The 21,995-nt window shown below is 60.5% G+C and carries 28 protein-coding genes and 1 pseudogene; 6 read left to right on the top strand and 23 right to left on the bottom strand.

The features are described 5' to 3' along the window. The first annotated feature begins 70 nt into the window (after nt 1–70). Together NW844_RS02725 and NW844_RS02730 are read left to right on the top strand one after the other, a co-directional pair. Nucleotides 71–1,207 (top strand): glycosyltransferase family 4 protein, encoded by a 1,137-nt coding sequence (locus tag NW844_RS02725; RefSeq protein WP_414333257.1) that lies wholly within the window; start codon nt 71–73, stop codon nt 1,205–1,207. A gap of 74 nt (nt 1,208–1,281) precedes the next feature. Continuing rightward, nucleotides 1,282–2,172, top strand: a complete 891-nt coding sequence (locus NW844_RS02730) for a PRC-barrel domain-containing protein (RefSeq protein WP_414333259.1) — start codon at nt 1,282–1,284, stop codon at nt 2,170–2,172. A 51-nt stretch (nt 2,173–2,223) separates the two neighbouring features. Here NW844_RS02730 and NW844_RS02735 read toward each other — a convergent pair whose 3' ends face one another. From NW844_RS02735 to rplC, 23 genes and pseudogenes are all read right to left on the bottom strand, one after another. Then, complete coding sequence (locus NW844_RS02735) at nt 2,224–3,204, bottom strand: alpha/beta fold hydrolase (protein ID WP_414333261.1); 981 nt, start codon at nt 3,202–3,204, stop codon at nt 2,224–2,226. Nucleotides 3,205–3,228: 24 nt separating this feature from the next. After that, nucleotides 3,229–3,453 carry a translation initiation factor IF-1 gene (gene infA, locus NW844_RS02740; RefSeq protein WP_011434173.1) on the bottom strand — a complete coding sequence of 75 codons (225 nt, stop codon included), beginning with the start codon at nt 3,451–3,453 and terminating at the stop codon, nt 3,229–3,231. Between the two features lie 267 nt (nt 3,454–3,720). Beyond that, complete coding sequence (gene map, locus NW844_RS02745) at nt 3,721–4,494, bottom strand: type I methionyl aminopeptidase (RefSeq protein ID WP_414333305.1); 774 nt, start codon at nt 4,492–4,494, stop codon at nt 3,721–3,723. A gap of 32 nt (nt 4,495–4,526) precedes the next feature. Beyond that, entirely contained in the window at nt 4,527–5,108 is a 582-nt protein-coding gene (locus tag NW844_RS02750; protein WP_414333263.1) for an adenylate kinase, read from the bottom strand. After that, nucleotides 5,108–6,406, bottom strand: coding sequence for a preprotein translocase subunit SecY (gene secY / locus NW844_RS02755; protein WP_414333264.1), 1,299 nt, complete (start codon nt 6,404–6,406; stop codon nt 5,108–5,110). The genes NW844_RS02750 and secY overlap by 1 nt, the downstream gene beginning before the upstream one ends. A 105-nt stretch (nt 6,407–6,511) precedes the next feature. Next, entirely contained in the window at nt 6,512–6,979 is a 468-nt protein-coding gene (gene rplO / locus NW844_RS02760; protein ID WP_414333266.1) for a 50S ribosomal protein L15, read from the bottom strand. A gap of 35 nt (nt 6,980–7,014) precedes the next feature. Then, nucleotides 7,015–7,551, bottom strand: a complete 537-nt coding sequence (rpsE, locus tag NW844_RS02765; protein ID WP_414333268.1) for a 30S ribosomal protein S5 — start codon at nt 7,549–7,551, stop codon at nt 7,015–7,017. A gap of 18 nt (nt 7,552–7,569) precedes the next feature. Further along, nucleotides 7,570–7,938 (bottom strand): 50S ribosomal protein L18, encoded by a 369-nt coding sequence (rplR, locus tag NW844_RS02770; protein ID WP_414333269.1) that lies wholly within the window; start codon nt 7,936–7,938, stop codon nt 7,570–7,572. 7 nt (nt 7,939–7,945) lie between these two features. Next, the gene (gene rplF / locus NW844_RS02775; protein ID WP_414333271.1) at nt 7,946–8,491 is read right to left on the bottom strand and encodes a 50S ribosomal protein L6; all 546 of its coding nucleotides are present in this window, start codon (nt 8,489–8,491) and stop codon (nt 7,946–7,948) included. A 32-nt stretch (nt 8,492–8,523) separates the two neighbouring features. Next, nucleotides 8,524–8,934, bottom strand: a complete 411-nt coding sequence (gene rpsH / locus NW844_RS02780; RefSeq protein WP_414333273.1) for a 30S ribosomal protein S8 — start codon at nt 8,932–8,934, stop codon at nt 8,524–8,526. A gap of 54 nt (nt 8,935–8,988) precedes the next feature. Next, nucleotides 8,989–9,531, bottom strand: coding sequence for a 50S ribosomal protein L5 (gene rplE, locus NW844_RS02785; RefSeq protein WP_414333275.1), 543 nt, complete (start codon nt 9,529–9,531; stop codon nt 8,989–8,991). A 59-nt stretch (nt 9,532–9,590) separates the two neighbouring features. Beyond that, on the bottom strand, nt 9,591–9,989 hold the full coding sequence (gene rplX / locus NW844_RS02790; protein ID WP_414333276.1) for a 50S ribosomal protein L24: 399 nt from the start codon (nt 9,987–9,989) through the stop codon (nt 9,591–9,593). Next, the gene (gene rplN, locus NW844_RS02795) at nt 9,990–10,358 is read right to left on the bottom strand and encodes a 50S ribosomal protein L14 (RefSeq protein WP_011434162.1); all 369 of its coding nucleotides are present in this window, start codon (nt 10,356–10,358) and stop codon (nt 9,990–9,992) included. Continuing rightward, entirely contained in the window at nt 10,355–10,606 is a 252-nt protein-coding gene (gene rpsQ, locus NW844_RS02800) for a 30S ribosomal protein S17 (RefSeq protein WP_414333277.1), read from the bottom strand. The genes rplN and rpsQ overlap by 4 nt, the downstream gene beginning before the upstream one ends. Continuing rightward, the gene (rpmC, locus tag NW844_RS02805) at nt 10,606–10,842 is read right to left on the bottom strand and encodes a 50S ribosomal protein L29 (protein ID WP_414333279.1); all 237 of its coding nucleotides are present in this window, start codon (nt 10,840–10,842) and stop codon (nt 10,606–10,608) included. The genes rpsQ and rpmC overlap by 1 nt, the downstream gene beginning before the upstream one ends. A 16-nt stretch (nt 10,843–10,858) precedes the next feature. After that, complete coding sequence (gene rplP / locus NW844_RS02810) at nt 10,859–11,335, bottom strand: 50S ribosomal protein L16 (RefSeq protein WP_414333281.1); 477 nt, start codon at nt 11,333–11,335, stop codon at nt 10,859–10,861. A gap of 47 nt (nt 11,336–11,382) precedes the next feature. Further along, a complete protein-coding gene (gene rpsC, locus NW844_RS02815) occupies nt 11,383–12,132 on the bottom strand; it encodes a 30S ribosomal protein S3 (RefSeq protein ID WP_414333283.1) in 750 nt (249 codons plus the stop codon). Between the two features lie 42 nt (nt 12,133–12,174). Continuing rightward, nucleotides 12,175–12,549 carry a 50S ribosomal protein L22 gene (rplV, locus tag NW844_RS02820; RefSeq protein ID WP_414333285.1) on the bottom strand — a complete coding sequence of 125 codons (375 nt, stop codon included), beginning with the start codon at nt 12,547–12,549 and terminating at the stop codon, nt 12,175–12,177. A gap of 41 nt (nt 12,550–12,590) precedes the next feature. Beyond that, nucleotides 12,591–12,872: a 30S ribosomal protein S19 gene (rpsS, locus tag NW844_RS02825; protein ID WP_414333287.1), complete on the bottom strand. Its 282-nt coding sequence runs from the start codon at nt 12,870–12,872 to the stop codon at nt 12,591–12,593. A 70-nt stretch (nt 12,873–12,942) separates the two neighbouring features. Beyond that, entirely contained in the window at nt 12,943–13,827 is an 885-nt protein-coding gene (rplB, locus tag NW844_RS02830; RefSeq protein WP_414333289.1) for a 50S ribosomal protein L2, read from the bottom strand. A 58-nt stretch (nt 13,828–13,885) separates the two neighbouring features. Next, nucleotides 13,886–14,185, bottom strand: coding sequence for a 50S ribosomal protein L23 (locus NW844_RS02835; protein ID WP_414333291.1), 300 nt, complete (start codon nt 14,183–14,185; stop codon nt 13,886–13,888). A gap of 226 nt (nt 14,186–14,411) precedes the next feature. Then, nucleotides 14,412–15,038: pseudogene (gene rplD, locus NW844_RS02840) on the bottom strand (50S ribosomal protein L4); the annotation flags it as partial. Between the two features lie 42 nt (nt 15,039–15,080). After that, a complete protein-coding gene (gene rplC / locus NW844_RS02845) occupies nt 15,081–15,725 on the bottom strand; it encodes a 50S ribosomal protein L3 (protein WP_414333293.1) in 645 nt (214 codons plus the stop codon). Nucleotides 15,726–16,168: 443 nt separating this feature from the next. Here rplC and NW844_RS02850 point away from each other — a divergent pair, with 443 nt between their 5' ends. From NW844_RS02850 to NW844_RS02865, 4 genes are all read left to right on the top strand, one after another. Continuing rightward, nucleotides 16,169–18,157, top strand: coding sequence for a hypothetical protein (locus NW844_RS02850; RefSeq protein WP_414333295.1), 1,989 nt, complete (start codon nt 16,169–16,171; stop codon nt 18,155–18,157). Between the two features lie 34 nt (nt 18,158–18,191). After that, nucleotides 18,192–18,467, top strand: a complete 276-nt coding sequence (locus NW844_RS02855; RefSeq protein WP_414333297.1) for a hypothetical protein — start codon at nt 18,192–18,194, stop codon at nt 18,465–18,467. Nucleotides 18,468–18,565: 98 nt separating this feature from the next. Continuing rightward, on the top strand, nt 18,566–20,941 hold the full coding sequence (locus tag NW844_RS02860; protein WP_414333299.1) for a tetratricopeptide repeat protein: 2,376 nt from the start codon (nt 18,566–18,568) through the stop codon (nt 20,939–20,941). A gap of 148 nt (nt 20,942–21,089) precedes the next feature. Then, nucleotides 21,090–21,650 carry a hypothetical protein gene (locus tag NW844_RS02865; protein WP_414333301.1) on the top strand — a complete coding sequence of 187 codons (561 nt, stop codon included), beginning with the start codon at nt 21,090–21,092 and terminating at the stop codon, nt 21,648–21,650. Nucleotides 21,651–21,995: the final 345 nt, after the last annotated feature.

A 21,995-nucleotide genomic window follows, 5' to 3' on the forward strand; every position in this document is an offset into this window, starting at 1 on the left:
CGGGTAGCCAGCTTTCTGCAAAAGCAGGTAATGGGCTGAGCCAATGAGGCCACCCAGGGAGCGTTGCTACTTGCGCTATTTGTTTGTCTCCACCCCCGTTGGCCCGCTCGGATCGGGGGCTGGCGGCGGCGTGGAGCTCAATCTTGCCAACCTGACCCGTGTCTTGCTGCAGATGGGATCCCAGGTGCGGGTGTTGGCCCCCGAGGGATCCCAAATCGACGCATTGCCGGTGGAGGTGATCGAGGCGGTAACCGGCCTTCCCCCGACCTATGCGCAAAGCCAGCGCCGCGACCAGCCGGTTCAGATCCACACCCCCTCTCTGCTGGCCAATCTGTGGCAGCGGGCTGCCCAACTGCAAGACCAGTTCGATCTGATTGTGAACTGGAGCTACGATTGGCTGTCGTTTTATTTGACGGATTTTTTCCGCACCCCGGTGGCCCACATCGTCAGCATGGGATCCCTCAGCGACGCCGTCGATCAGGCCTTGGAGCACATTGCGCAGACCTACCCTGGCCGGCTGGCGGTGCACTCGCGAGCCCAAGCCCAGACCTTTGCCTTTGCCCGCGCCCAGATGGCGGCAGGTCGGGATCCCTTTGTCTATCTGCCCTGCGGCGTTGATCTCAGCCGCTACGACTTTGTGCCCGAAGGGAACGGATCCCTGTGTTGGATTGGCCGCATTGCTCCGGAAAAGGGCCTGGAAGACTGTGCTGCCCTGGCCGAGAAGACGGGAAGATCGGTGGTGCTCCTGGGCCACCTGCAAGAGCCAAGCTACTGGCAGCAGATCCAGGAACAGTACCCACAGGCCCAACTGGACTACCGAGGGTTTCTGCCCACATCGCAAATGCAGCGAATTTTAGGGCAATGCTCCGCCTTGGTCATGACCCCCAAGTGGGTGGAAGCCTTTGGCCTGGTGGCAGTGGAGGCTTTGGCTTGTGGCGTGCCGGTGATCACCTACCGCCGTGGGGGGCCAGCGGAAATTGTTAGCGATGGCGAGACCGGCTGGGTGGTGGATCCAGACGACGTGGCGGCCTTGGCCAGGGCTGTAGAAAACTTGGATCGCATCGACCGCAGCCGCTGCCGACACCATGCAGAACAGCGCTATTCCCTGCAGGCCATGGCGGAGCGGTTTTTGGCCTGGAGCGAGGCAATTGGCCGGGATCCCATCTGGGCAGCCCGCGAGGGAGGAGACAGGCAATGGTACTATTAACTTGATTCTGGCAATCTGCGCCAGACGCGCAGCCCAACGACGCGAACATTTTGACTTACGACAGGGAAACCACCATGACGACTGGGAAAGGATCTGTTGCGCTGGTGCGATCAGAGGTTCGTCGGCGGTCACAGGTTCTGGGAACGCAGGTGATCAGCCAGGTCAATGCGGCCCGGCTCGGAGTAGTTAGCGAAGTTTGGGCAGATCTGGAAGCCAAGCAAGTGCTGGTGCTGGGGGTGCTGGAGAAAGCCTTTGCCGGATCCCCACGGTTGCTGGAGCTGCGGCAAGTGACGGCCTTGGGCCAGGATGCCATCCTCGTCCCCAACGATGAGGTTTTCGACGACTTGGATTTGGAAGGCCTGAGCCGGGTGGTTGGCAGCGAGGTGGTTACGGAAGAAGGGATCCGCCTCGGCAAGGTCAAAGATTTTCAATTTAACTCCGTCTCCGGCCTGATCACGGGTTTAATCCTCTCCAACCTTGGCCTCACCTTTTTGCCCGGCTTTATCCTCAGCACCTATTTGCTTCCGGCTGATGAGATCGTCTCGGTTGGCGGCGAGCGCCTCATTGTTGCCGATGGCGCCGAAACCCGCCTGACCCAACTGGCCAAGGGAATCTTGGAAACCCTGGGACTCGGCAAGCCTCCTTGGGAATCCGGAGTCAGTCCTGCCCCTGCCCTGCCCAGTGCGGTCGAGGGTTCCGCTGTTGAGGAAGACTACGAAGAAGAATACGAGGAGGAGTACGAGGAGGGCGCAGAAGAAGACCCCTACGCCGAAGCAGAGCCGGAACCTCAGAGCGAGGCGACGCCTCCCCGTCGGCCCGAGCCGCCTCCTGTCTCTGAACAACCGGAATGGGAGCAAGAGTACGCCAAAGAGGAAGCTCCTCCTTCTCCTCCCGAGCCCACTCCTCCCCCCTCTACGCCCACGGATATCGACCCCTGGGAAGACAAGTCCGGCGAGCCCACCTGATGGCGGAGCGTATCCCATCCCCAACGGATGCGACGCCTGGGGCGTTGAGGTCTATCCCGGCAGGGCAGGATCGGCCTCGGCTAAAAAGCGCAAAGCCACCGATAAAAAAGCTTGCGGCGCTTCGATGTGGGGGAAAGCAGCTCCCGGCAATCGGTAAACCGGCACCTCTGGCCGCAGAGCGCGATACCGCTCCACCTGCTCAAGGCCGGTAAGGCGGTTCTGTTCCCCCCAAACCAAAGCCATGGGTTTGGCCACAACGCGAAAGTCGTCTTGAATGGGCAAATTGAGTTTGCCGGTCAAAAAAGAACGGGGAGCAAATTGGGCCCCCGCCTGGTGAGCCGCCTGATAGTAGTAATCCACCACCGCCTCCTCCAGAGCATACCCCGGCGAGAACAGGCTCTGCTCCGTAAACAGACGTATATTCCAGGGGGCGGTGATGCCGTTGTAAAAGGCTAACCCCAACACAGGCAGGCTGAGGAAGCCGTAGAGGGCCTCGGCCAAAGGGATCCCCAGCGCCGGGGGGATAAGGCTGTTGTCTCCCAGGGGGGCGATGAGCAGCAGCTTCTGCCACTGCTGAGGTTGCAGCCGGGCCGAGCGCAGCACAAATCCTGCCGAGAGGGAATTGGCGATGGCGTGGCAGGGCCGCCCGATCACCTGCCGAACAAAATCCCCGATCAGCTCGGCGTAGAGATAACCGGTGTACTCCAGATCGGGGCGCTCCGAGTTGCCCCAACCCAACCAATCCAAAGCATAAACCTGATAGTGCTGGCTCAGCTCCGCCATGATGGCGCGGAACTCGTAGCTGGAAGAGCCGGCCCCGATGCCGTGCAGCAGCAACAAGGGCTGGCCGGATCCCGCCACTTTGTAAAACAGGCGATGGCCCCGCCAAAAGTGGTGCCTCTCCTCTCCCGGCAACAGGCTGGGCAAAGGCTGGGTGCGAGAAGCAATCCAGGCGTTGAGAACGGCCAGGGCGCCCACCCCGCCGGCTGCAACCCAAAGACCGGTCTTGAAAACTTGGCTCAGCTCCTTCATGAGCAGCAACCCCCGCCGGGGATCCTACTTTTTCTTGAGGCGGTAGGTGATGCGCCCTTTGTTGAGGTCATAAGGGCTGAGCTCCACCTTGACCCGATCTCCGGGCAGGATCTTGATGTAGTTACGGCGAATCTTGCCGGAGATATGAGCGAGCACGTTGAAGCCGTTATCCAGATCCACCCGGAACATGGCGTTGGGCAGGGACTCTGTGACGACCCCTTCCATTTCAATGGCATCTTCCTTAGACAAGGAGACCTCCCAAAAAACGACACAGTGAGCAACCCACTCCTCACAGCCGCGACGACACGCGCTGTTAAGAAGTGAAAAAATACTCCACCTCTTCTATCCTAGCTGTTGCAGTCCTTCACTAGGGGATCCTTCAGCTAGAAACCGCAGGAGCCCGTCCCTATACCGTCTCGACCCCTCCCCCCCTATACGGGGAGAGAGGGGGCCCGGGCTGTTGGCTTGCCAACTGCAGGGCTACCCAAAGCCCGCTCCGTATCGGGGTTGGTTAGTTTAGGACTGAAAAGGCGTGCGATCGGTCAAAATCTCTGCTCCCGATTCGGTGACCAAGACCGTGTGCTCGAACTGAGCCGACCAAGCGCCATCCACCGTCACCACCGTCCACCCATCCGACAACACTCGGGTGGCCTCTCCTCCTGCATTCACCATGGGCTCAATGGCCACGGTCATGCCGGAGCGCAGCTTGGGATTGGGCAGATCGCGGGTGCGATAGTTGGGGAATTGCGGCTCTTCGTGCAGGTTGCGCCCCACCCCGTGACCGACATACTGCTTTACCACAGAATAGCCCCGCCCCTCGATGTAATCTTCAATGGCACCCGAAACATCCTGCAGCCAGACGCCGTGGCACACATGGTCGATGCCCGTCTGCAAGGCTTTGGCCGCAGTATCGATCAGATCCCGGGCTGCATCGCTCAGGGGTTCTAGGCCGATGCTGAGGCAAGAATCCGCATGCCAGCCCTCCACAACGGCGCCGAAATCCACCTTGACCACATCTCCCGGCTGCACCACTTTGCGGGGACTGGGGATCCCGTGCACCACCTCGTGGTTAATGCTGACACAGACGCAGGCCGGGAAGCCGTAGTAGCCTTTGAAGCTGGGCAGAGCGTTCAGTTCGGCCACCCGTCGCTCGGCGTAGGCATCGATATCTGCCGTCGTCCAGCCCGGCTCTAAGCGCTCGGCGATCTCCTGCAACACTTGGGCCACCACCCGCCCGGCCCGCCGCATTTTTTCCACTTCGCGGCGAGATTTGATCTCGATGAGCTGCATGCCCCGCCGCTGCTTCTCAGCTCCTGGTCTGATCACGCTGTCCTCCTGAAGCCGTCCAAAAGAGCCTGCAGATGTTCTTGTACGGATTCCATCGGCTGGTTGCCGTTGACTCGCTGCAAGCGCCCCTTGGCCGCATAAAAATCGATCAGGGGAGCCGTCTGCTGCCGATAGACCTCCAAACGCTTGAGAATCACCGAGGGATCCGCATCATCGCTGCGCCCCTGTTCCTTGCCCCGGGCCAACAGACGGGCCACCACCACTTCGTCCGGCACATCCAAGTTGAGGACGCAGTCGTAATCTTGCCCCAGCTCGCGCAGCAGCTCTTCCAGGGCTTCCGCCTGGGCTAGGGTGCGAGGAAATCCGTCCAGGATCCAACCCTGCTCTGGAGACTGCTGCAACTGGCCTCTGACCATCCCGATCAACACCTCATCGGGCACCAGCTCTCCCGCGTCCATGTATACTTTGGCCTGGCATCCCAGCGGGGTCTGGGCCTTCACCTCTGCCCGCAGCAGATCGCCTGTGGAAATTTTGGGCGTGTGGTAGATGGCCGCCAGCCGCTCCGCCTGTGTACCCTTGCCCGCCCCCGGCGGCCCCAAAAAGATCAACCTCGGCACTACTGCTTGACCATCCCTTCGTAGCGTTGTGAGATGACATAGGTCTGGATTTGTTTGGAGGTCTCGATCGCCACCCCCACCAAAATCAGCAGCGAAGTCGCCCCCAAACCTTGGAAAGTGGTGATGCCGGTCGCCCGCTCCACCGTCGTCGGGATGATGGCCACCGCACACAAGAATAGGGCTCCCAGCAGCGTCAGCCGGTTGAGGATCCCTTCGATGTATTCAGCCGTAGCCTTGCCCGGTCGCACCCCTGGAATACTGGCCCCCATCTTCTTCAAGTTTTGCGCCAGATCCACCGGGTTGATGATCAAGGAAGCATAGAAGTAGCTGAAGAAGAGGATCAGCACGAAATAGAAGGGAATGTAAAACCAGGAGGTGGGAGATAAAAAGTTGGCCACCTGCACCAACGTTAGGTTCTGGGTGTACTGAGCCAAAGCCAAGGGCAGAGACATCACCGAGTAGGCGAAGATGATCGGCATCACCCCCCCTTGGTTTAGCCGCAGGGGCAGGTAGCTCTTCTGCTCGCGGAATAGTTTGTTGCCCACCTGGCGCTTGGCGTAGACGATCGGGATCTTGCGGCTGCCCTCTTGGACAAAGACAATACCGACAATGGTGGCCAAAAAGATAGCCGTCAACAGCAAGATGCCGCCGATGGTGCTGCTATCGGCGCGGGCCAAGCTGATGGTCTGGCCCAGGGCGCGGGGCAGCGTGGCCACGATGTTGACAAAGATCAGCAGCGACGGGCCACTGCCCACCCCCTTTTCCGTGATCATTTCCCCCAACCACATGACGAACATGGATCCCGCCGCCAGAGCCAAGGTGGTGGAGGCCATAAAGGCCAGCTCATTGGTGGTGTTGGCAAACTCCCGCACCCAGAAGGAGATGCCGATGCCCTGGATGATGGCCCAAATCAAAGTAACGTAGCGGGTGTACTGAGAAATCTGTCGCCGCCCCTGTTCTCCCTCGTTTTTCTGCAGGTTCTCCAGGGCCGGAATGGCCGAGACCAGCAGTTGCATGATGATGGAAGCGTTGATGAAGGGCAGGATCCCAAGGGCGAAGATCCCGAGGGCAGAGATACCGCCTCCGGAGAAGATATCCAGAAAGCCGAACACTGGGCTGTTGGCGGCCTCGGCGGCAAAGCGGGCCCGGTCAATGCTGGGGATCGGAATGTAGATGCCCAGCCGCACCAACAACAACAGTCCTAGGGTCAGCAACAGACGGCTGCGCAGGCCAGAGGCCATCGCCATCTGCATGAAGGTCTCTTGGGCGGAGGGAGCAGAGCCTCGTGTGTCAGCCATAGGTAAAGAAAACCTCGCAGGAGCAAAGGGCCAGGTGAGCTACTTACCACTCTACGCTTCCGCTGGGGAAGTCGGCAAAATGAAATGCTGCCAACCTCGGCCCATCTAGGAGCCGGCGGCTTGGGATCCCACAAGCTCGACCCGGCCGCCGGCTGCCTCGATCTTGGCTTGGGCTGAGGGGGTGATGGCAGCCGCCCTGATCGTCAGGGGCACGCCGATTTCCCCATCTCCCAAGATCTTCAGCGGGCCATCGTTGGTGGTCACGATCCCCCGTTCCATCAGACTTTCCAGGCTAACCTCGCTGCCGGCAGGCAGCTCTGTCAAGGCGCGCAGGTTGATCAGCGTGTACTCCAGACGCCGGGTGTAGCGGGGGAAATGTTTAAGCTTGGGCAAACGCCGATAAAGAGGGGTCTGGCCGCCTTCAAAGCCGGGTCGCGTGCTGCCTCCCTTGCGGGCCTTCTGCCCTCGCATCCCCTTGCCACAGGAGGCTCCCTGCCCGGCAGCAACGCCACGGCCCAGGCGCCGCCGCCGCCGCCTCGAACCTGCTTGAGGTCGAATGTCTTCCAGTCGCATGGCTTCCAGCTCCCTTGCTCTATATCATGGGTTCATCACTTGCTGAATAGGCGGCGCACATCGATATCTCGATCTTGAGCCACCTGTTCAAAGGTTCGCATCCGCCGCAGCGCATCAATGGTGGCACGGGCATTGTTGAGGGGGTTGCTGGATCCCAGTTGCTTGGCCAAGCTGTTGCGTACACCTGCCAACTCCAGAACGGTGCGCACCGCTCCCCCGGCGATGACGCCTGTGCCGGGAGCTGCTGGCATCACCAAGACGGCGGCACCGCCACCTGCCCCCCGCATGGGATGGGGGACGGACAATCCTTTGGTGAGGGGAACTTCAATGAGGTGCTTTTTGCCGTCCACCACTCCCTTGCGCACGGCCCCGATCACGTCGTTGGCTTTGCCCACGCCGACTCCAACTTGGCCGCGCTCGTTGCCGACCACCACCACCGCGCGAAAGCTCAGTTTTTTGCCGCCCTTGACCACCTTGGTGACGCGCCGAATCTGGATAACCCGTTCTTGCCACTCGGTGGGTTGCTCTTCGCGGCTTTTTTTGCTTCTGCGACGTTCTCTCTGCTCAGCCATGTGCCTTTTCCTCAGTAGCTAGAACTGTAACCCCGCCTCTCGGGCAGCCTCTGCCAGCGCTTGAACGCGCCCGTGATAAAGCTTGCCCCCCCGATCGAAAACCACGCGAGAAATACCCATTTGCAAGGCCCGCTCGGCAACTGAGCGGCCCACCAAGGCAGCCGCCTCTTGGGTGGCCGTCCCGGTCTCTTTGAATTTTTCGCGCAGCTCCGTGTCCAGGGTGGAGGCAGAGGTTAGGGTATGCTGAGCTACATCGTCGATCACCTGGGCGTAGATGTGTCGATGGGAGCGAAACACAGCCAGGCGAGGCCGCTCGGCAGTGCCAAAGACCTTGCGGCGAATGCGGCGATGGCGACGTTGGGTGGTGATTTTGCGGTTGGTTTTCATAGGCTATTTACTTCTTGGCTTTGCCCGATTTACCTGCCTTACGGCGAACTTGTTCTCCCAGATAACGGATCCCTTTTCCCTTGTAGGGCTCTGGGGGCCGGACGGCCCGAATGCGGGCGGCAGTGTTGCCCACCAGTTCTTTATCCATACCTGAGACGACAACGATGTTGTTTCCTTCAACGGCCATTTGGATGCCGGGGGGAAAGGGGATCTCCACCGGGTGGCTGTAGCCGACGTTCAGGATTAACTTGCTGCCTTGGGTGGAAGCGCGGTAACCGACACCTACCAGCTCCAGCCGCCGCTCAAATCCCTTCGATACCCCATCTACCATGTTGGCCACCAGGGTGCGGCAGAGGCCGTGCAGTTGGCGGGCGGGACGGGAATCGTTGAGCCGGCTGACCGTGAGCATCTGAGCGTCTTGCCGGACGGTGATCAGGGGAGGCAAACTGCGGGACAGTTGTCCTTTCGGGCCTTTCACCGCAATGTGCTGGCCGTCGATCTGGATCTCCACCTTGGCAGGAAGGGCGATGGGGCGTCTACCGATGCGAGACATGGGAAAACTCCTGACAAGAGAAAACTGAGAACCTAGTAGACAAAACAGAGTACTTCGCCACCAATGCCCTGTTTGCGAGCCTCCCGATCGGTCATGATGCCGTTGGAAGTAGAGATGATGGCAATCCCAATTCCGCCCAATACGCGGGGCAGCTCTTTGTGGCTGCGGTAAACCCGCAGGCCCGGCCGGCTCACTCGCTTTAAGCCGTTGATGATGGGCCTGCAGTTGCGCCCTTTGCCTTTATACTTCAACCGCAACACCACGCGGGCTTGGATCCCTTCTCCTTCCTCTTTCCATTCGCTGACGAACCCTTCTTCATGAAGAACGCGAGCGATGCTGCGGGTCATGCGCGTGGCCGGAACTGCCACCGACTCGTGCCGAGCCAGGGTGGCATTGCGAATGCGGGTGAGCATGTCGGCGATCGTGTCGTTGGTGTGGGCCATCGGTGGGTCAGTGCTCCTCGGAAGATCGATCAAGAAAACTCAGGATAGGCAAACCTAAGAAGCAAAGGGCATGCCAAACGCCTTGAGCAGGGCACGGCCTTCTTCATCGGTTTTAGCAGTGGTCACGATGGAGATATCCATACCTCGCAGCTGATCTACAGAGTCGTAGTTAATTTCCGGAAAGATCAGTTGTTCACGAATGCCAAGGGTGTAGTTGCCGCGTCCGTCGAAGGCTTTGGGGCTGATGCCGCGGAAGTCGCGGATACGGGGCAGGGCAACATTGATCAAGCGATCCAAAAATGCATACATGCGCTCCCGCCTTAGGGTTACCATCAGGCCAACCGGCATGCCCTTGCGGATTTTGAAGCTGGCGATGGCCTTTCTGGCGCGGGTGATCACCGGACGCTGGCCGGTGATGGCGCTGATCTCGGCAATGGAGGACTCCAGAGCTTTGGCATTTTGGGAGGCTTCCCCTAAGCCGCGGTTGATGACGATCTTCTCCAGGCGGGGCACCTGATGGATGTTGGTGTAGCCCAACTCTTTTTGTAGCTTGGGGACGATGACAGTGTTGTAGTGGATTTGCAGGCGTTGCGGCATGGTGGCTTCTCCTTTTGGCTCTGGGCTGGGTCAGAGCCCTAGTCAACTTCAAGGGACACTTAGTCGAGGATCTCGCCTGTTTTCTTGAGGACACGGACTTTGCGGCCATCGGCGGTGATTTGATAGCGGATGCGGCTGGCCACCTCCTGCTTCTTGGAATAGAGCATCACCTTGCAGGCGTGGATCGGGGCTTCTTTGGTCTCAATTCGGCCACTTTCCCCTTCTCGCTGCGGCTTGCGGTGGTAGGTGACGATGTTGACTCCTTCCACCACAACCATGTTGCGCTCGGGAAAAACCCGCAGCACCTCGCCGATTTTGCCTTTGTCATCGCCGGAGATCACCTGCACGGTATCCCCCTGCTTGATGCGCATTTTGTAGCGCAGGCTGTTGCGGTGCTTGCGAATGCCGGGTTGCCGGATTAAGCGCCGAATTTGGCTGGGCTTGAGGGGGCGGGCCATCTAGAGTACCTCCGGAGCAAGGGAGATGATCTTGGTGAAGTTTTTCTCCCGCAGCTCGCGAGCCACAGGGCCGAAAACACGAGTCCCACGGGGGTTACCGTCGTTGTTGATGATCACGGCGGCGTTGTCGTCGAAGCGGATGCACATGCCGTCAGGGCGACGTACGGTATCGACGGTGCGGATGACCACGGCCTTGACGACGTCAGATTTTTTGACGGGCATGTTGGGCAGGGCATCTTTGACGACGCCGATAATCACATCGCCCAAGCTGGCGTAGCGGCGGCCACTGCTGCCCAACACGCGAATACACATCATCTTGCGGGCGCCGGTGTTATCGGCAACCGTCAGCATGGTTTGCTGCTGAATCATAGTTTCTTCACCTCCCGTAAGATTTCGGCCACTTGCCAACGCTTGGTGCGGCTGAGGGGACGGGTTTCGGTGATGCGCACCAGATCCCCTTCTTGGCAGCGGTTCTCCTCGTCGTGGGCTTTAAACTTTTTGGTTTTGACGACGATTTTGCCGTATTTGGGGTGGGCAACCCGGTTTTCCACGGCAACAACCACCGTCTTTTGCATCTTGTTGCTGACAACAACGCCGATCTTTTCGCGAGCAGGCATTACTCCTCCTTCTGGGTCTGAGTTGAGGGCAAGAACTTGCCGCGTTTGCGCTCGGATTCAACGGTCAGCAGTTGAGCCAGCTTGTGTTTGCGCAGGCGAATGAGGTGGGGCTGGTTCAACTGCCGCGTGGCCTGCTGCAAACGCAGCTCGAACAGCTCTTTTTTGACGGCGTAGATCTCCTGGCTCAGTTCCTCGTCCGATAGGGCACGGGCATCGGCAATTTTGGGCATGGGCATGGTTGACTCTCCTCCCTCAGGTAGGGCTAGCTACCGGTTCTGGGGTTTCCGGAACTGCTTCCTGGGCAGGTTCCGGCTTCTCAAAGTCGGCTTTGGTTACAAACTTGACTTTGATCGGCAGCTTTTGGGCGGCCAGGCGCATGGCCTCTCGAGCCGTGGCTTCAGGCACTCCTCCCATCTCAAAGAGGATGCGGCCTGGCTTGACGACGCAAACCCAATACTCGGGGTTGCCTTTGCCGGATCCCATGCGGGTTTCGGCAGGCCGTTGGGTAACAGGCTTGTCGGGAAAGATGCGGATCCAGATTTGGCCGCCTCGCCGGACGTAGCGCGTCATGGCCCGACGGCTGGCTTCGATCTGCCGAGCCGTAATCCAGGCGGGTTCTAGGGCCACAAGGCCGTATTCCCCAAAGTTGATGCGGTTGCCGCGGGTCGCTTTGCCTTTCATGCGCCCGCGCTGTTGCTTACGGTATTTGGTGCGTTTGGGGCTTAACATAGCCGTTCCTCAATCATTGGCGAACCGATGGGATCCCTAGCCGACGCTCAAGTCTCTGCTGTTGCCGAGCGATCTTCAAAGGTGGGCCGCCGCCGCTGCTGCCGGCGTTTGGGCTGTTGCAGGGGAACCTTTTGTTCGGGACGTTCCTGCCCGGGCAGAACTTCTCCTTTAAAGACCCAAACTTTGACCCCGATGATGCCGAAGGTGGTGCGGGCGAGGTGCTCGGCGTAGTCGATGTCGGCCCGCAGGGTGTGCAAAGGGATCCGCCCCTCCCGCGTCCATTCGGTGCGGGCGATCTCGGCCCCGTTGAGGCGACCGGCAATTTGGATTTTGATCCCTTGTACACCGGCCCGCTGCGCCCGCTGGATGACCTGGCGCACGATGCGGCGAAAAGCAATCCGCCGTTCCAGCTGTTGGGCAATACTTTCCGCCAGCAAAGCTGCTTCGGCATCGGCACGGGTAACTTCCACAACGTTGATGCGGATGGTTCGTTCGCCGCCACCTCGTGAGCTCAGCTCTTTTTGTAGGCCTTGGCGCAAAGTCTCTAAGCCAGATCCTCCCCGACCCACCACCACCCCAGGGCGAGCAGCGCGGATCTCGAGGTCAATTTGATCCGCCTTACGCTCAATCTGGATGTCGGCCAGGCCGGCACTGCTCAACTGCTTGGTCAGGTAGGCGCGGATCTGATCGTCCTCCTGCAACAAGGCCGGGTAGCGGGCCGGATCGGCAAACCAGCGGCTGCGATGTTCTTTGATCACGCCGAGGCGGAAACCGGTGGGGTGGATCTTCTGTCCCATGGTGTTGTCGGTTGAGGGGTAGAGGTCTGGGAATAGGGAAGGTTAGGAAGTTGTTGCTGCTCCAGCTTCTTCTATAGGCCGGACGGCGATGGTGATGTGACAGGTGCGCTTGCGAATGGGGTAGGCCCGACCTTGAGCGCGGGGGCGAAACCGCTTCAGCACAGGCCCCTGATCGGCGTAGGCTTGGCTGATCACCAGATCCCGCGGATCCAGGCCGCTGTTGTGTTCCGCATTGGCCACCGCCGAGCGCAGCACCTTGCGCACCGGCTCACAAGCAGCGTAGGGCATGAACTCCAACAGGATCAGGGCGTCGGCATAGGTGCGCCCTCGGATCTGGTTCAGCACCCGCCGCACTTTGAAGGGGGACATGCGGATGTAGCGGGCTACCGCTTTAATATCCGACGATGAATCAGCCATAACGCTCTCCTACTAGATCGCTCTCCTTATCAGCCGCTCAGTTAACGGCGAGATGCTTTTTTGTCGCTACCCGCATGGCCGCGGAAGGTACGGGTGGGAACAAACTCGCCCAGCTTGTGGCCCACCATCTGATCGGTGATGTAGATGGGCACGTGTTGCTTGCCGTTGTGCACGGCAATGGTGTGGCCGATCATCACCGGCAGGATGGTGCTGGCCCGCGACCAGGTTTTGATCATGTGCTTCTCGTTGCGCTCATTCATCTTCTCCACCTTGAGAAGAAGCTTGGCATCCACAAAGGGGCCTTTTTTTAGCGAACGTCCCATAAGAACCTCGACAGTTTGACAAGCAATTCAGCCTCGAAAACGCTTGAGGATACGGATGGCCAGCAGATTGCTATTGAGCGGCTCTCCCACCTCTGTCGCGACGACCTCCACGACGGCGACCGCGCACGATGAACTTGTTGCTGGGCTTGTTGCGCTTACGAGTTTTGTAGCCCAGGGTGGGCTTGCCCCAAGGGGTGACAGGGGTACTGCGACCGATGGGTGCTTTTCCTTCCCCGCCGCCGTGGGGGTGATCGACGGGGTTCATCACCGAGCCACGCACGTGGGGACGGCGCCCCAACCAACGGCTGCGACCGGCCTTGCCCAGGCTGAGGTTGTTGTGGTCGACGTTGCCCAGTTGGCCGATGGTGGCGTAGCACTCGCCGCGGATCATGCGGACTTCGCCAGAGGGCAGCTTAAGGGAGACATATTTGCCCTCTCTGGCCACCACTTGAGCTCCAGCCCCGGCAGCGCGAACGATCTGCCCGCCGCGACCGGGATACAGCTCCACATTGTGAACCACCGTTCCCAACGGGATCCGCTCTAAAGGCATGGCATTGCCGATCTCAAAGGGGGCCTCAGGCCCGGCCATGATGGTGGATCCCACCTGTAGGTTACGGGGAGCGAGGATGTAGCGTTTCTCACCGTCTTCGTATTCCACCAGGCAGATGTGGGCACTGCGGTTGGGATCGTACTCCACGGTTTTGACGGTGGCCGGGATCCCGCGTTTGTCGCGGCGGAAGTCGATGATGCGATAAAGCCGCTTGTGGCCGCCGCCCCGGTGGCGGCAGGTGATGACGCCGCGGTTGTTGCGCCCTTTCTTGCGGTGAAGAAATTGCAGCAGAGACTTTTCCGGTCTGGGCCGCTTGCCGTTCTCGTCACGGGACAGCTCCTCGAAGTCAGAGACCGTCATGTGACGGGTGCTGGGGGTGTACGGTCGGAGAGTACGAATGCCCATGGCTCGGGTGGGGGTGGAGGACTAGGGGTAGCGGCTTAGTAACAAGGGATCAAAGGGTCTAGGTATCCGGGAAGAGGGTGATGGAATCTCCCTCGGCCAAGGTGACGATGGCTCGCTTGGGACGGGTGCGATAGCCAACAAAGCGACCCACCCGCCGTTGCTTGCGGGGCAGCTTTAGGGTGTTGACCGAGGTGACCCGCACTCCGAACATCTCCTCGACGGCGGCTCGGATGAGGGGCTTGGTGGCGGTGGGCATCACTTCAAAGACGTATTTGCGCTGTTCCATCAGGGCGGTTGCCTTTTCGGTGATGACGGGTCGCAACAAGATATCGGCCAGGATCCGCTTGCTCTCAGTCATCGTCTTCCTCCTCTGCTGCGGCTGTTTCGGCCTCTTCTACGGCTGGTGGCTGGGCACTGTCCTGCTCCTGCAACTCTTCCTCGACTACAGCCTGATCTGTTGGCTCTTGGAGAGTTGCTGGAGCAACTTCTTGATCCGCCTGATCTGCTTGCGCTTTTGGATCTTCTGGCTGAGCTTGACCTTCGGCGGCTTCGGCTTGGGTTACAGCTTCTGTTGCTGCGCCGGATCCCCAGCGGGCCTTGAGCTGTTCCAGGGCAGAGGTGGTGATCAGCACCCAATCGACGTTGAGCAGATCAAAAACGTTGATCTGATCCAGGCCGATCAGCTTGACGCGGGCAATGTTGCGCACGGCCCGCTCTACAGCTTGCGAGCGTTCGGCAACAATGAGCAAAGCTGATTGATCCTCCATCACTCCCCAGCGCAGCAGAGCTTGGGCCACGGCGCGGGTCTTGGGTGGGTTGAGCTGCTCCTGGAAATCTTCCACCACGATCAGGTCTTCCACCCGGCTTTGCAGAGCGGTGCGCAGGGCCAGTTGCCGCTCTTTGCGGTTCATGGCCAGGTTGTACTCCCGCTTGCGGGGGCCGAAGATCACCCCACCTTTGCGCCACAGGGGGGAGCGAATGGAGCCGGCGCGAGCCCGACCGGTACCTTTCTGCTTCCAAGGCTTGCGACCGCCACCCCGCACTTCGGCTCGGGTCTTGGTGTGGGCGTTGCCCTGGCGAGCGTTGGTCATCTGCCGGCGCAGAGCCAGATAGAGGATGTGGGGAGCTGTTGCGGGACGAGCCACTTTAAGACTTAGCTCGGCGCTGCCCACCGTTTCCCCTTGCCAATTTTTCACCACACAACTTGCCATGGTTTCCTCGTCTTCGCGGATGCCGGTCAGCCTTGGTTTTGCCTAACGTCTGTTGCCCACCTGCTTAGCAGGGGTGATCTCCAGCAGCCCCCCTTCCACGCCGGGCACGCAACCCTTGATCACCAGCAGATCCCGCTCCGGATCCACCTGCACCAATTGCAATTTACGGGTGGTGGCTCGGCCACCTCCCAGCCGCCCTGCCATGCGCATCCCCGGAAAGACGCGGCCTGGAGTTGTGCCGGCGCCGATGGAGCCTGGCCGGCGGTGGTTTTTGGAGCCGTGGGACATGGGGCCACGGCCGAAGTGGTGCCGCTTCTGATAGCCGGCAAACCCTCGCCCGATGGAGGTGCCCGCCACATCCACCAATTGGCCGGGGGAGAAAATCTCAACGGTAATTTTTTGCCCCAACTGGTAGGCTTCTGGCTGGTCAACCCGAAACTCCCGCAGGTGGCGCAGTAGCTCTGCCACCCCCGCTTTGCTGAGGTGGCCCCGCTGCGCCCGCGTGAGATGCTTTTCGGCAGTGGGCAAGTAGCCCAACTGAACGGCGTTGTAGCCATCTGTGGCTTGGGTTTTGATCTGGGTCACCGTGCAAGGCCCGGCCTGTACAACGGTGACCGGAATGGCCAGCCCTTCTGGAGAGAAGATCTGGGTCATGCCGACTTTTCTGCCAAGGATGCCAAGTGCCACAAGAACCTCCCCTCGAGCCTGCACGACTCGTTTTCATCAACTCAGAACCGGCTCACTCCGACAATCAGCTAGCCGTCGAGACGGAGCCCTTTGGCTGGGTCAGCCAGATGCGTAGAGCAGCAGCGTGACGGCAGGAAAATCAGACTCTGGCTAAGTCTGCTGGCTCAGGCAAAAAAACAGTGCAGGGAGAGGCTAGGATCCCTGCCAATCTGGACAGCACTGGGCCTGCTGCTCAGCTCGGCCTGAAGTTACACGCCAAACTGCTTTTGCTTAGAACTGCTCAGACTTGCCTGCAAAGAGGCAGTATCTGGAATAGCAGTACGTTGGGTTGCCGAAGCGCGTGGGCTTAGTTGGCAACGAAAACCAATCATAATGAAGCGAAGGCCTATTTGTCCAGTCTTTTGCCGAGAAAATGGTTGGGGAGGCCAATGACGGTGGAAGCAATGAGGAACCATTGGCGGGATCCCTTCCAAAGTGTGCTGGGCTGGGCAGGCAGTGGGCTGACCCAGGCTTGTGTGGAGCGCTATTGGAGTTTGTTGCAGGCGGGATCCGATCCGGCGCGGATCTTGTTTTTGGTGCGGAGTCAACGGCAGGCGGATGAGGTGTTGCGGCGCTTGCAGCAGTCCAGCTTGGGTTTGGTGGGGCCGTGGCGGATCGAGACGTTCTTGCAGCGGGTGGGGCGCTCTCTGGCCGATCATTGGCCGCAGGTGTGTGCCCGCCTCCCGCAGTTGCCCCCTCAGTTTGAGCCGATCCCCTTGGCCAAGGATCTGACTCAATTTCTCTGCCAACGGGCCTGCGCTTTGTGCCCGCGGCATGGGCAAGTCTTTGCCGGCGTTGGGCTCAAGGAGTTCCAGATCTGGGATCAGATCAGCAGTGCTGCCTATATTGCGGGGGCTTCGGGTTTGGCGGCGGAAGCGGTGGGATCCCGGCTGGCAGCGGCCTGGCCGGCGGAGGGGGATCCGGGGCGGGCAGAGGCTTTGCAGGCGATGGGCTGTTGTGTGGAGCGGCTGTGGGAGGTGGGGTTGCGGCTGGGATCCCTGGATTTTGGCTTGCAGATCCGGCTGTTTGGTGAGTACATCTTGCCGCTGGCGGAGTTTTGGCAGGAGTGGGATCACCTGATCGTGGATCAGGCGGAAGACAGTTGCGGGGTGGCGCTGGAGTTTTACCGGCAAGGGCAAGCCCATCTGCAAAGCCAGTTTTTTAGCTACACCCTCGGCGGCGGAGTCTCGTTGACCGGGATCCCGGAGGCAGTAGCTGACTTTTTGATGGAAAACACCCGGGTTCAGCTTCTGGAGAGGAGCTATCGCGGCTCGGCCGGCATGATTCGGCTGGGGGTGCAGATTGTGCGGGTGCTGGATCCCCAGTTTTCGCATTCGCTGCCCGAACCGAAGGGGGGAGAGCCGCCGAAGGTGCAGGTGCTGGAGGGAGAGACTCTGTTTACAGCGGTGGAAGGGATGGTTGCTGAGATCCGGCAGCTTTTGCGGGCCGGGATCCCGGCCTCTCGCATTGCTGTTTTGCTGCCGCGTATGGATGTGGGGGTGAGCCTGAGGCTGCAGGAGCAATTGCCGGAGGTCTTGCCGATCGCCCCTTTCCCGGCGTTGATCCGCTACCCGTTGGTGCGCGCAGTGCTGACGGCAGCGGAATTGGCCCATCCCGAGTGGGGCGCTTTTCCCACCCTGCCGGCCTGGCGGCTGCTGTTGAGCTGGGTGTTGGATCTGGATCCCATCCGGGCAGCCCTGTTGGCCCAAGATACCTGGGATCCGGTGGGTCGTTCTCTGCGTTCCCGAACCGCGGTACGGCAGCCGGAGCGGGTGGGGTTTGCCAACCTGGAGCGCTACCAGCGATTGTTCGATTGGCTACGCGGCTATCCTCCTGGGCCTTCATTGGCCGTCTTCTTTCAGCGGTTTTTTGCCGATCACTTGGCCCCGGTGATTTCCTCCCCTCAGGATCAGGAGCTGCTGCGCGTGCTGATAGAGGCGGCGCAACGGTTTCGCCGGGCCTTCCCTACCGAAGGGGATGCCGCCTTTTTGGCCATGATCCGCTCGGGACAAACCCCCAGCAGCGGACGCTTTGAGCCCGACTATTCCCGCTACCTGGTGGTGGCGACGCCGGTGGCCTATATCAATCGAGGTTTAGAGGCAGATTACCAGTTTTGGTTCGACATCACCAATCCGCTTTGGTCCCGTTCTCTCTGGCGTGTGCTTTACAACAGCCGTGTGCTGACACCGGAGTGGGATGGGGAGGTTTTCGACGCGGCCCAAGACCTACAGGCGCGTCAACAAATTCTGGCTCGCACGCTGCTCAACCTCTGTTGCCGAACTCGGAAGGGGCTGTGGCTGGTGCGCTCCACTTGTAACTACCGCGGCGAAGAGAACACCGGCATGTTAGATTACCTCATTTTAAAGGCCGCGAAGGCCATGGCCACGGCTTGATTCAGAGCGCTACGACTTGCTCCTGGCGGCAGATGTGTTCATCTATCTGGGGGATTTGGGCCAGGTCTTGCCGGCCTGTGGGCGGGTGCTCAATCCCGGCGGGCTTTTGGCCTTCACCGTCGAGCAGGGATCCGTCCCCGGCTACGAGCTGGGATCCACCACGGGGCGCTCTGCCCACTCCGCCGCCTACGTGCTGCGGCAGGCAGAACGGGCAGGGCTGGATCCCGTCTATCATCAGAACTTTACCCTGCGGCGAGAGGGAGAAACCGACGTGCCCGGAGCCGTGTGGTGTTTACGTCGGCAGCCGTGATCGAAAGCGGCCGGCCCGAAATGGCTGTAGGCCCTCTATCCGCGCTCGGAAAGAATCGAGTAGAGTGGGGACGCCCGCCTGGACTTGGATTGGGTTTTATGAATCCGGATACCCCGCCTGCTGCGCCCTCGTCCCGCCGCTTTCCCCTTCGTCCTGTGGCAACGCTGGCCCTCGCCGCCGGCCTCCTGGCGGGGCTGGGAGCGGGGGGCTACGTCCTACTGCAGCGGCTACGGCTGCAGATGCACCGGGATCTGATCCTCTATCGGTACGCCGCTTTCTCCGGCTATGAAGATGTGGCAGCGTTCGATCCCGGCCCAAGCGACCGCTGGTTTCCTCTGACCTATCCTGTGCTAGCCCGCTGGGGGGGATCCGCCGACCCAAGCCGCCGCAGCTACGCCTTTTACACTTTACAAAGCCATGGCCTGCCTTACAGCCGCTGGTGGTTGGAGGATCGGCTGCGGCAAAATCCGGCTGAGTTTTTCGCCCCAGCGGCGTTGTTCGGGGGCTACGACTACTCCAGCGGTCAGGAGATCCCGCCCCAGTACGAGCTGTTTGGGCTGGATCGGCCAGAGTCGGTGCAGCGCCTCACCGAGCTGGCCTTGGCCGGGATCCAAGCCGATAGCCCGGAGTGGAGTTTCAATCTCAACTGGCTCAACAGCTTGCTCACCCAAGAAGGATTTCCCTTTCGAGAGCAGGTCTACGGGGTGCTGATCCCCGCCTTGGAAAGCAGCCCTCCACAGCGGGCCAAGAAACTCTTGAGCGTCTTGCCCTATGAGGAGGAAGGGATCCCATCCTGGGCGCTATCCCAGGTGCAGGCGGTGCGGCAGCGGGTTGAGGGGAGTACCACCTCTTACATCGATTTTTATGGGCGCGCCGACCAGGTGCTGCTCCTAGAACAGCCAACAGTGCAGGCGGTGCGCCCTCTGTATGAAGGTTTGCCACCCTCATCTCGAGAGTTTTTTCTGCTGCAGATAGCGGAGCCGGAAACCCTCAACCCTGGTGCTCAGGTGTTGTTGCGCAGTGTGGTGGCCGATGATGCCGACCCACAGCGGTTTTTGGCGGCGGCCCTGCTCTACATCAAGGGGGATCCCGTCGGGGAGCCGCTGCTGCAGAGGTCTCTCAACGAGGATTTGGCCGCTCTGCACGGCATCAGCAATGGTTTGGTTTTGCTGCAGCTGGCGGAGGCTTTTCCCAACTCCCGCTTTACCCAAGCTTGCCGGGAATATGCCCGCATTCGCGGGGGCAGCTATTTTGGCTATTCCCCCCACAATCCCGAGACCGGCGAGCCGATCCCGCGGCCTTTCCCCCCGGCAGAAGAAGAGGCCCTTTGGCGGGCTTGGCTGACCGCCTACCCGGATCACCCCGGCGCCGACGATGCCCTCTTTTGGTTGACGCGCACCTTGGAGTGGCAAAGCAAGCGGGAGGAGGCGCTGCTCCTTTTGGCCAACTGGCTGGCGGAGCCCTTTGGCGATGGGGACATGCGCTACGTCTTGCGCCGCCGCCTGCTTTTGCTCCTAGACAGCGGCGCAACCCCCGGCGAGTTGCAGGCTTTTCTCGACCGCCACGGGGATCATCCTCTGGCTGCCGCCGTCCGCTATGCGCTGGCGGTGCGCTACGCCCGCGAGCACCGCTACGACCAAGCCCTCCGGTTGACGGAAAATCTGGCTTTGGATGCGGTGTTGGAGCGCTACCCCTTGCTGGATGGCAGCTACTGGCTTTACGACTGGGATCCAGAACCCGGCAGCCGCACCCCTTTGGATCCGGAAATCCAGGCCCAACGAAAACGCTGGCGAGAATTGAGGCGGTGGCAAGCCCGCTCCACCCCCCAGCAGCGCTATCAACTGGCCGCCCACTGGGCCGCTGCCGACGGTTGGCGCAATGGCTACCTGTGGCTGTTTAACCGCAACCGCGCTGCTGGCCTCAGCCTGGATGCCGAGGAAAGGACACCGCCCCGACCGGCTGCTTCTGATGGTTCCTTATCCAACTATCAGCGGGCCAATCACCATGCTGTGGCAGCAGAGTTGCTCGGCTCTGTGCTGGCGGATCCCAGCGCCCCTGCCCACTTGCAAGAGAAAAGTCTTTACTGGCAGGTGGTGATCCTCTACCGCCAGTACACCGCCTACCCTCCCGACGAGACGGCAGCCATCTATCCGCTGCCGGGCTTTCCCCCAGGGGTGACCGAAGATGCCAGCTTGTTCGACACGCCGCTGCCCGACTACGTGGATCCCAGCGACCCTGGAGATCGCTACTTTCTGGAAGCCAAAGCCTTGCGGGACGGCTATGCCCGCCAGGCGATCTACGCCGGCAATGAGCTGCTGGCCCGCTTCCCGCAGAGCCGCTATGCCGGGGATGTGCTCATGAGTCTGTACGGCCTGACGGGAGATGCCACCTTTCTAGGGCGGCTGCTGGCGCAATTTCCCGACAGCGATCGTGCTCTGGAGGCAGCGCTGGAGCTGGGGCCCGTTGACCACTGAGTCTTCGCCGTACCGCAGCTTCATAGCCTCTTCACAGAGCCTGCATGGAAGGCCAATAGCGGTATTCTAGGACGAGAGCCGTCTTGCGGGATCCGGGAAGGAAAGCTTTATCTCCCCTTTATCTTGCCGGATCTGGGTTAGCCTTGGGTTGAGTTTCCTTGGGCCCTGCCTGATGGATCCCGCCACCTTTTTGGAGCGCTACGGGTTTGAGCTGGAGGGGCAGCCCGGCCAGGTGTGGGTGGAGCGCTGGAGCCAGCGGTTCCCGGCCTCTTGGATCCCGGCAGCTCTGCTGGAAGCCCTCTACCAGGGGCGCTACAAGGCCGCCTCTGTGGAACAGATCCTCCGCCTCTGGCAGCGCCGCGGCGCTCCTCACCTCACCTTTCCCCTAGAAATCAGCCAATCCCTGTGGCGGGAACAGCAGGAGCTGATCCGGTCTTTGGTTGCGGATGCCCTTGCCCGTTCTCCTTTGCCACCCGTAGCCTCGGCGGGATCCCTGTTTTCCAGAGAATCGGCCATATCTCTAAACTTGTTGTTGGATCAGTTGCAGGATCTCCCGCCCAAGCTGCGCCACCTGCTCGTTCATTTGCATCCTGCCCCGCCAACCTCCTCGGCGGCTCGCGCTGGCGGGACGGAGCTTTTGGTAACTTTGGAGCTGCAGCTTGCCGACCCTTCGGATCCTGCCCAGCCATCCCAAGGACAGCCTCGGTGAGTTTGCAATTTTGCCTCAGGGATCCTTGCCATCACCAACTCCGGCGTACTCCCGCCACAGCAGAGCTTGTCGGGATGGGGGATAGGATTGACACTCCCCCGACTTTAGTCGGGGGATTCTTACGCAGTCCATAGACGGACTCGCAAAGGCGCTGTCAAGACGCCCCTAGACGGTTCCTTGGAACCAAGTCTCAAGGTTCCGCTTACTTGCTGACTTACAGCACTGTCCGGGTCTTTCACCGGGGTGGGTGCTTGCTTGGGATTGGTAATCATAGCATTGGCGAGCGACTCAAGTCGCTCAAGGACTACGTCCCGCTAACGCGAACGGGCTTTTCCGCTCCGTACT

Origin of the sequence: Synechococcus sp. H55.2 (genome assembly GCF_047462495.1) — a bacterium.
GTDB lineage: Bacteria > Cyanobacteriota > Cyanobacteriia > Thermostichales > Thermostichaceae > Thermostichus.

Excerpts from the sequence above, each read along its gene's own strand:
- NW844_RS02730 (WP_414333259.1), top strand. The coding sequence starts at position 1,282 with ATGACGACTGGGAAAGGATCTGTTGCGCTGGTGCGATCAGAGGTTCGT.
- NW844_RS02735 (WP_414333261.1), bottom strand. The coding sequence starts at position 3,204 with ATGAAGGAGCTGAGCCAAGTTTTCAAGACCGGTCTTTGGGTTGCAGCC.
- map (WP_414333305.1), bottom strand. The coding sequence starts at position 4,494 with ATGCAGCTCATCGAGATCAAATCTCGCCGCGAAGTGGAAAAAATGCGG.
- secY (WP_414333264.1), bottom strand. The coding sequence starts at position 6,406 with ATGGCTGACACACGAGGCTCTGCTCCCTCCGCCCAAGAGACCTTCATG.
- rplO (WP_414333266.1), bottom strand. The coding sequence starts at position 6,979 with ATGCGACTGGAAGACATTCGACCTCAAGCAGGTTCGAGGCGGCGGCGG.
- rpsE (WP_414333268.1), bottom strand. The coding sequence starts at position 7,551 with ATGGCTGAGCAGAGAGAACGTCGCAGAAGCAAAAAAAGCCGCGAAGAG.
- rplR (WP_414333269.1), bottom strand. The coding sequence starts at position 7,938 with ATGAAAACCAACCGCAAAATCACCACCCAACGTCGCCATCGCCGCATT.
- rplF (WP_414333271.1), bottom strand. The coding sequence starts at position 8,491 with ATGTCTCGCATCGGTAGACGCCCCATCGCCCTTCCTGCCAAGGTGGAG.
- rpsH (WP_414333273.1), bottom strand. The coding sequence starts at position 8,934 with ATGGCCCACACCAACGACACGATCGCCGACATGCTCACCCGCATTCGC.
- rplE (WP_414333275.1), bottom strand. The coding sequence starts at position 9,531 with ATGCCGCAACGCCTGCAAATCCACTACAACACTGTCATCGTCCCCAAG.
- rplX (WP_414333276.1), bottom strand. The coding sequence starts at position 9,989 with ATGGCCCGCCCCCTCAAGCCCAGCCAAATTCGGCGCTTAATCCGGCAA.
- rplN (WP_011434162.1), bottom strand. The coding sequence starts at position 10,358 with ATGATTCAGCAGCAAACCATGCTGACGGTTGCCGATAACACCGGCGCC.
- rpsQ (WP_414333277.1), bottom strand. The coding sequence starts at position 10,606 with ATGCCTGCTCGCGAAAAGATCGGCGTTGTTGTCAGCAACAAGATGCAA.
- rpmC (WP_414333279.1), bottom strand. The coding sequence starts at position 10,842 with ATGCCCATGCCCAAAATTGCCGATGCCCGTGCCCTATCGGACGAGGAA.
- rplP (WP_414333281.1), bottom strand. The coding sequence starts at position 11,335 with ATGTTAAGCCCCAAACGCACCAAATACCGTAAGCAACAGCGCGGGCGC.
- rpsC (WP_414333283.1), bottom strand. The coding sequence starts at position 12,132 with ATGGGACAGAAGATCCACCCCACCGGTTTCCGCCTCGGCGTGATCAAA.
- rplV (WP_414333285.1), bottom strand. The coding sequence starts at position 12,549 with ATGGCTGATTCATCGTCGGATATTAAAGCGGTAGCCCGCTACATCCGC.
- rpsS (WP_414333287.1), bottom strand. The coding sequence starts at position 12,872 with ATGGGACGTTCGCTAAAAAAAGGCCCCTTTGTGGATGCCAAGCTTCTT.
- rplB (WP_414333289.1), bottom strand. The coding sequence starts at position 13,827 with ATGGGCATTCGTACTCTCCGACCGTACACCCCCAGCACCCGTCACATG.
- NW844_RS02835 (WP_414333291.1), bottom strand. The coding sequence starts at position 14,185 with ATGACTGAGAGCAAGCGGATCCTGGCCGATATCTTGTTGCGACCCGTC.
- NW844_RS02850 (WP_414333295.1), top strand. The coding sequence starts at position 16,169 with ATGAGGAACCATTGGCGGGATCCCTTCCAAAGTGTGCTGGGCTGGGCA.
- NW844_RS02860 (WP_414333299.1), top strand. The coding sequence starts at position 18,566 with ATGAATCCGGATACCCCGCCTGCTGCGCCCTCGTCCCGCCGCTTTCCC.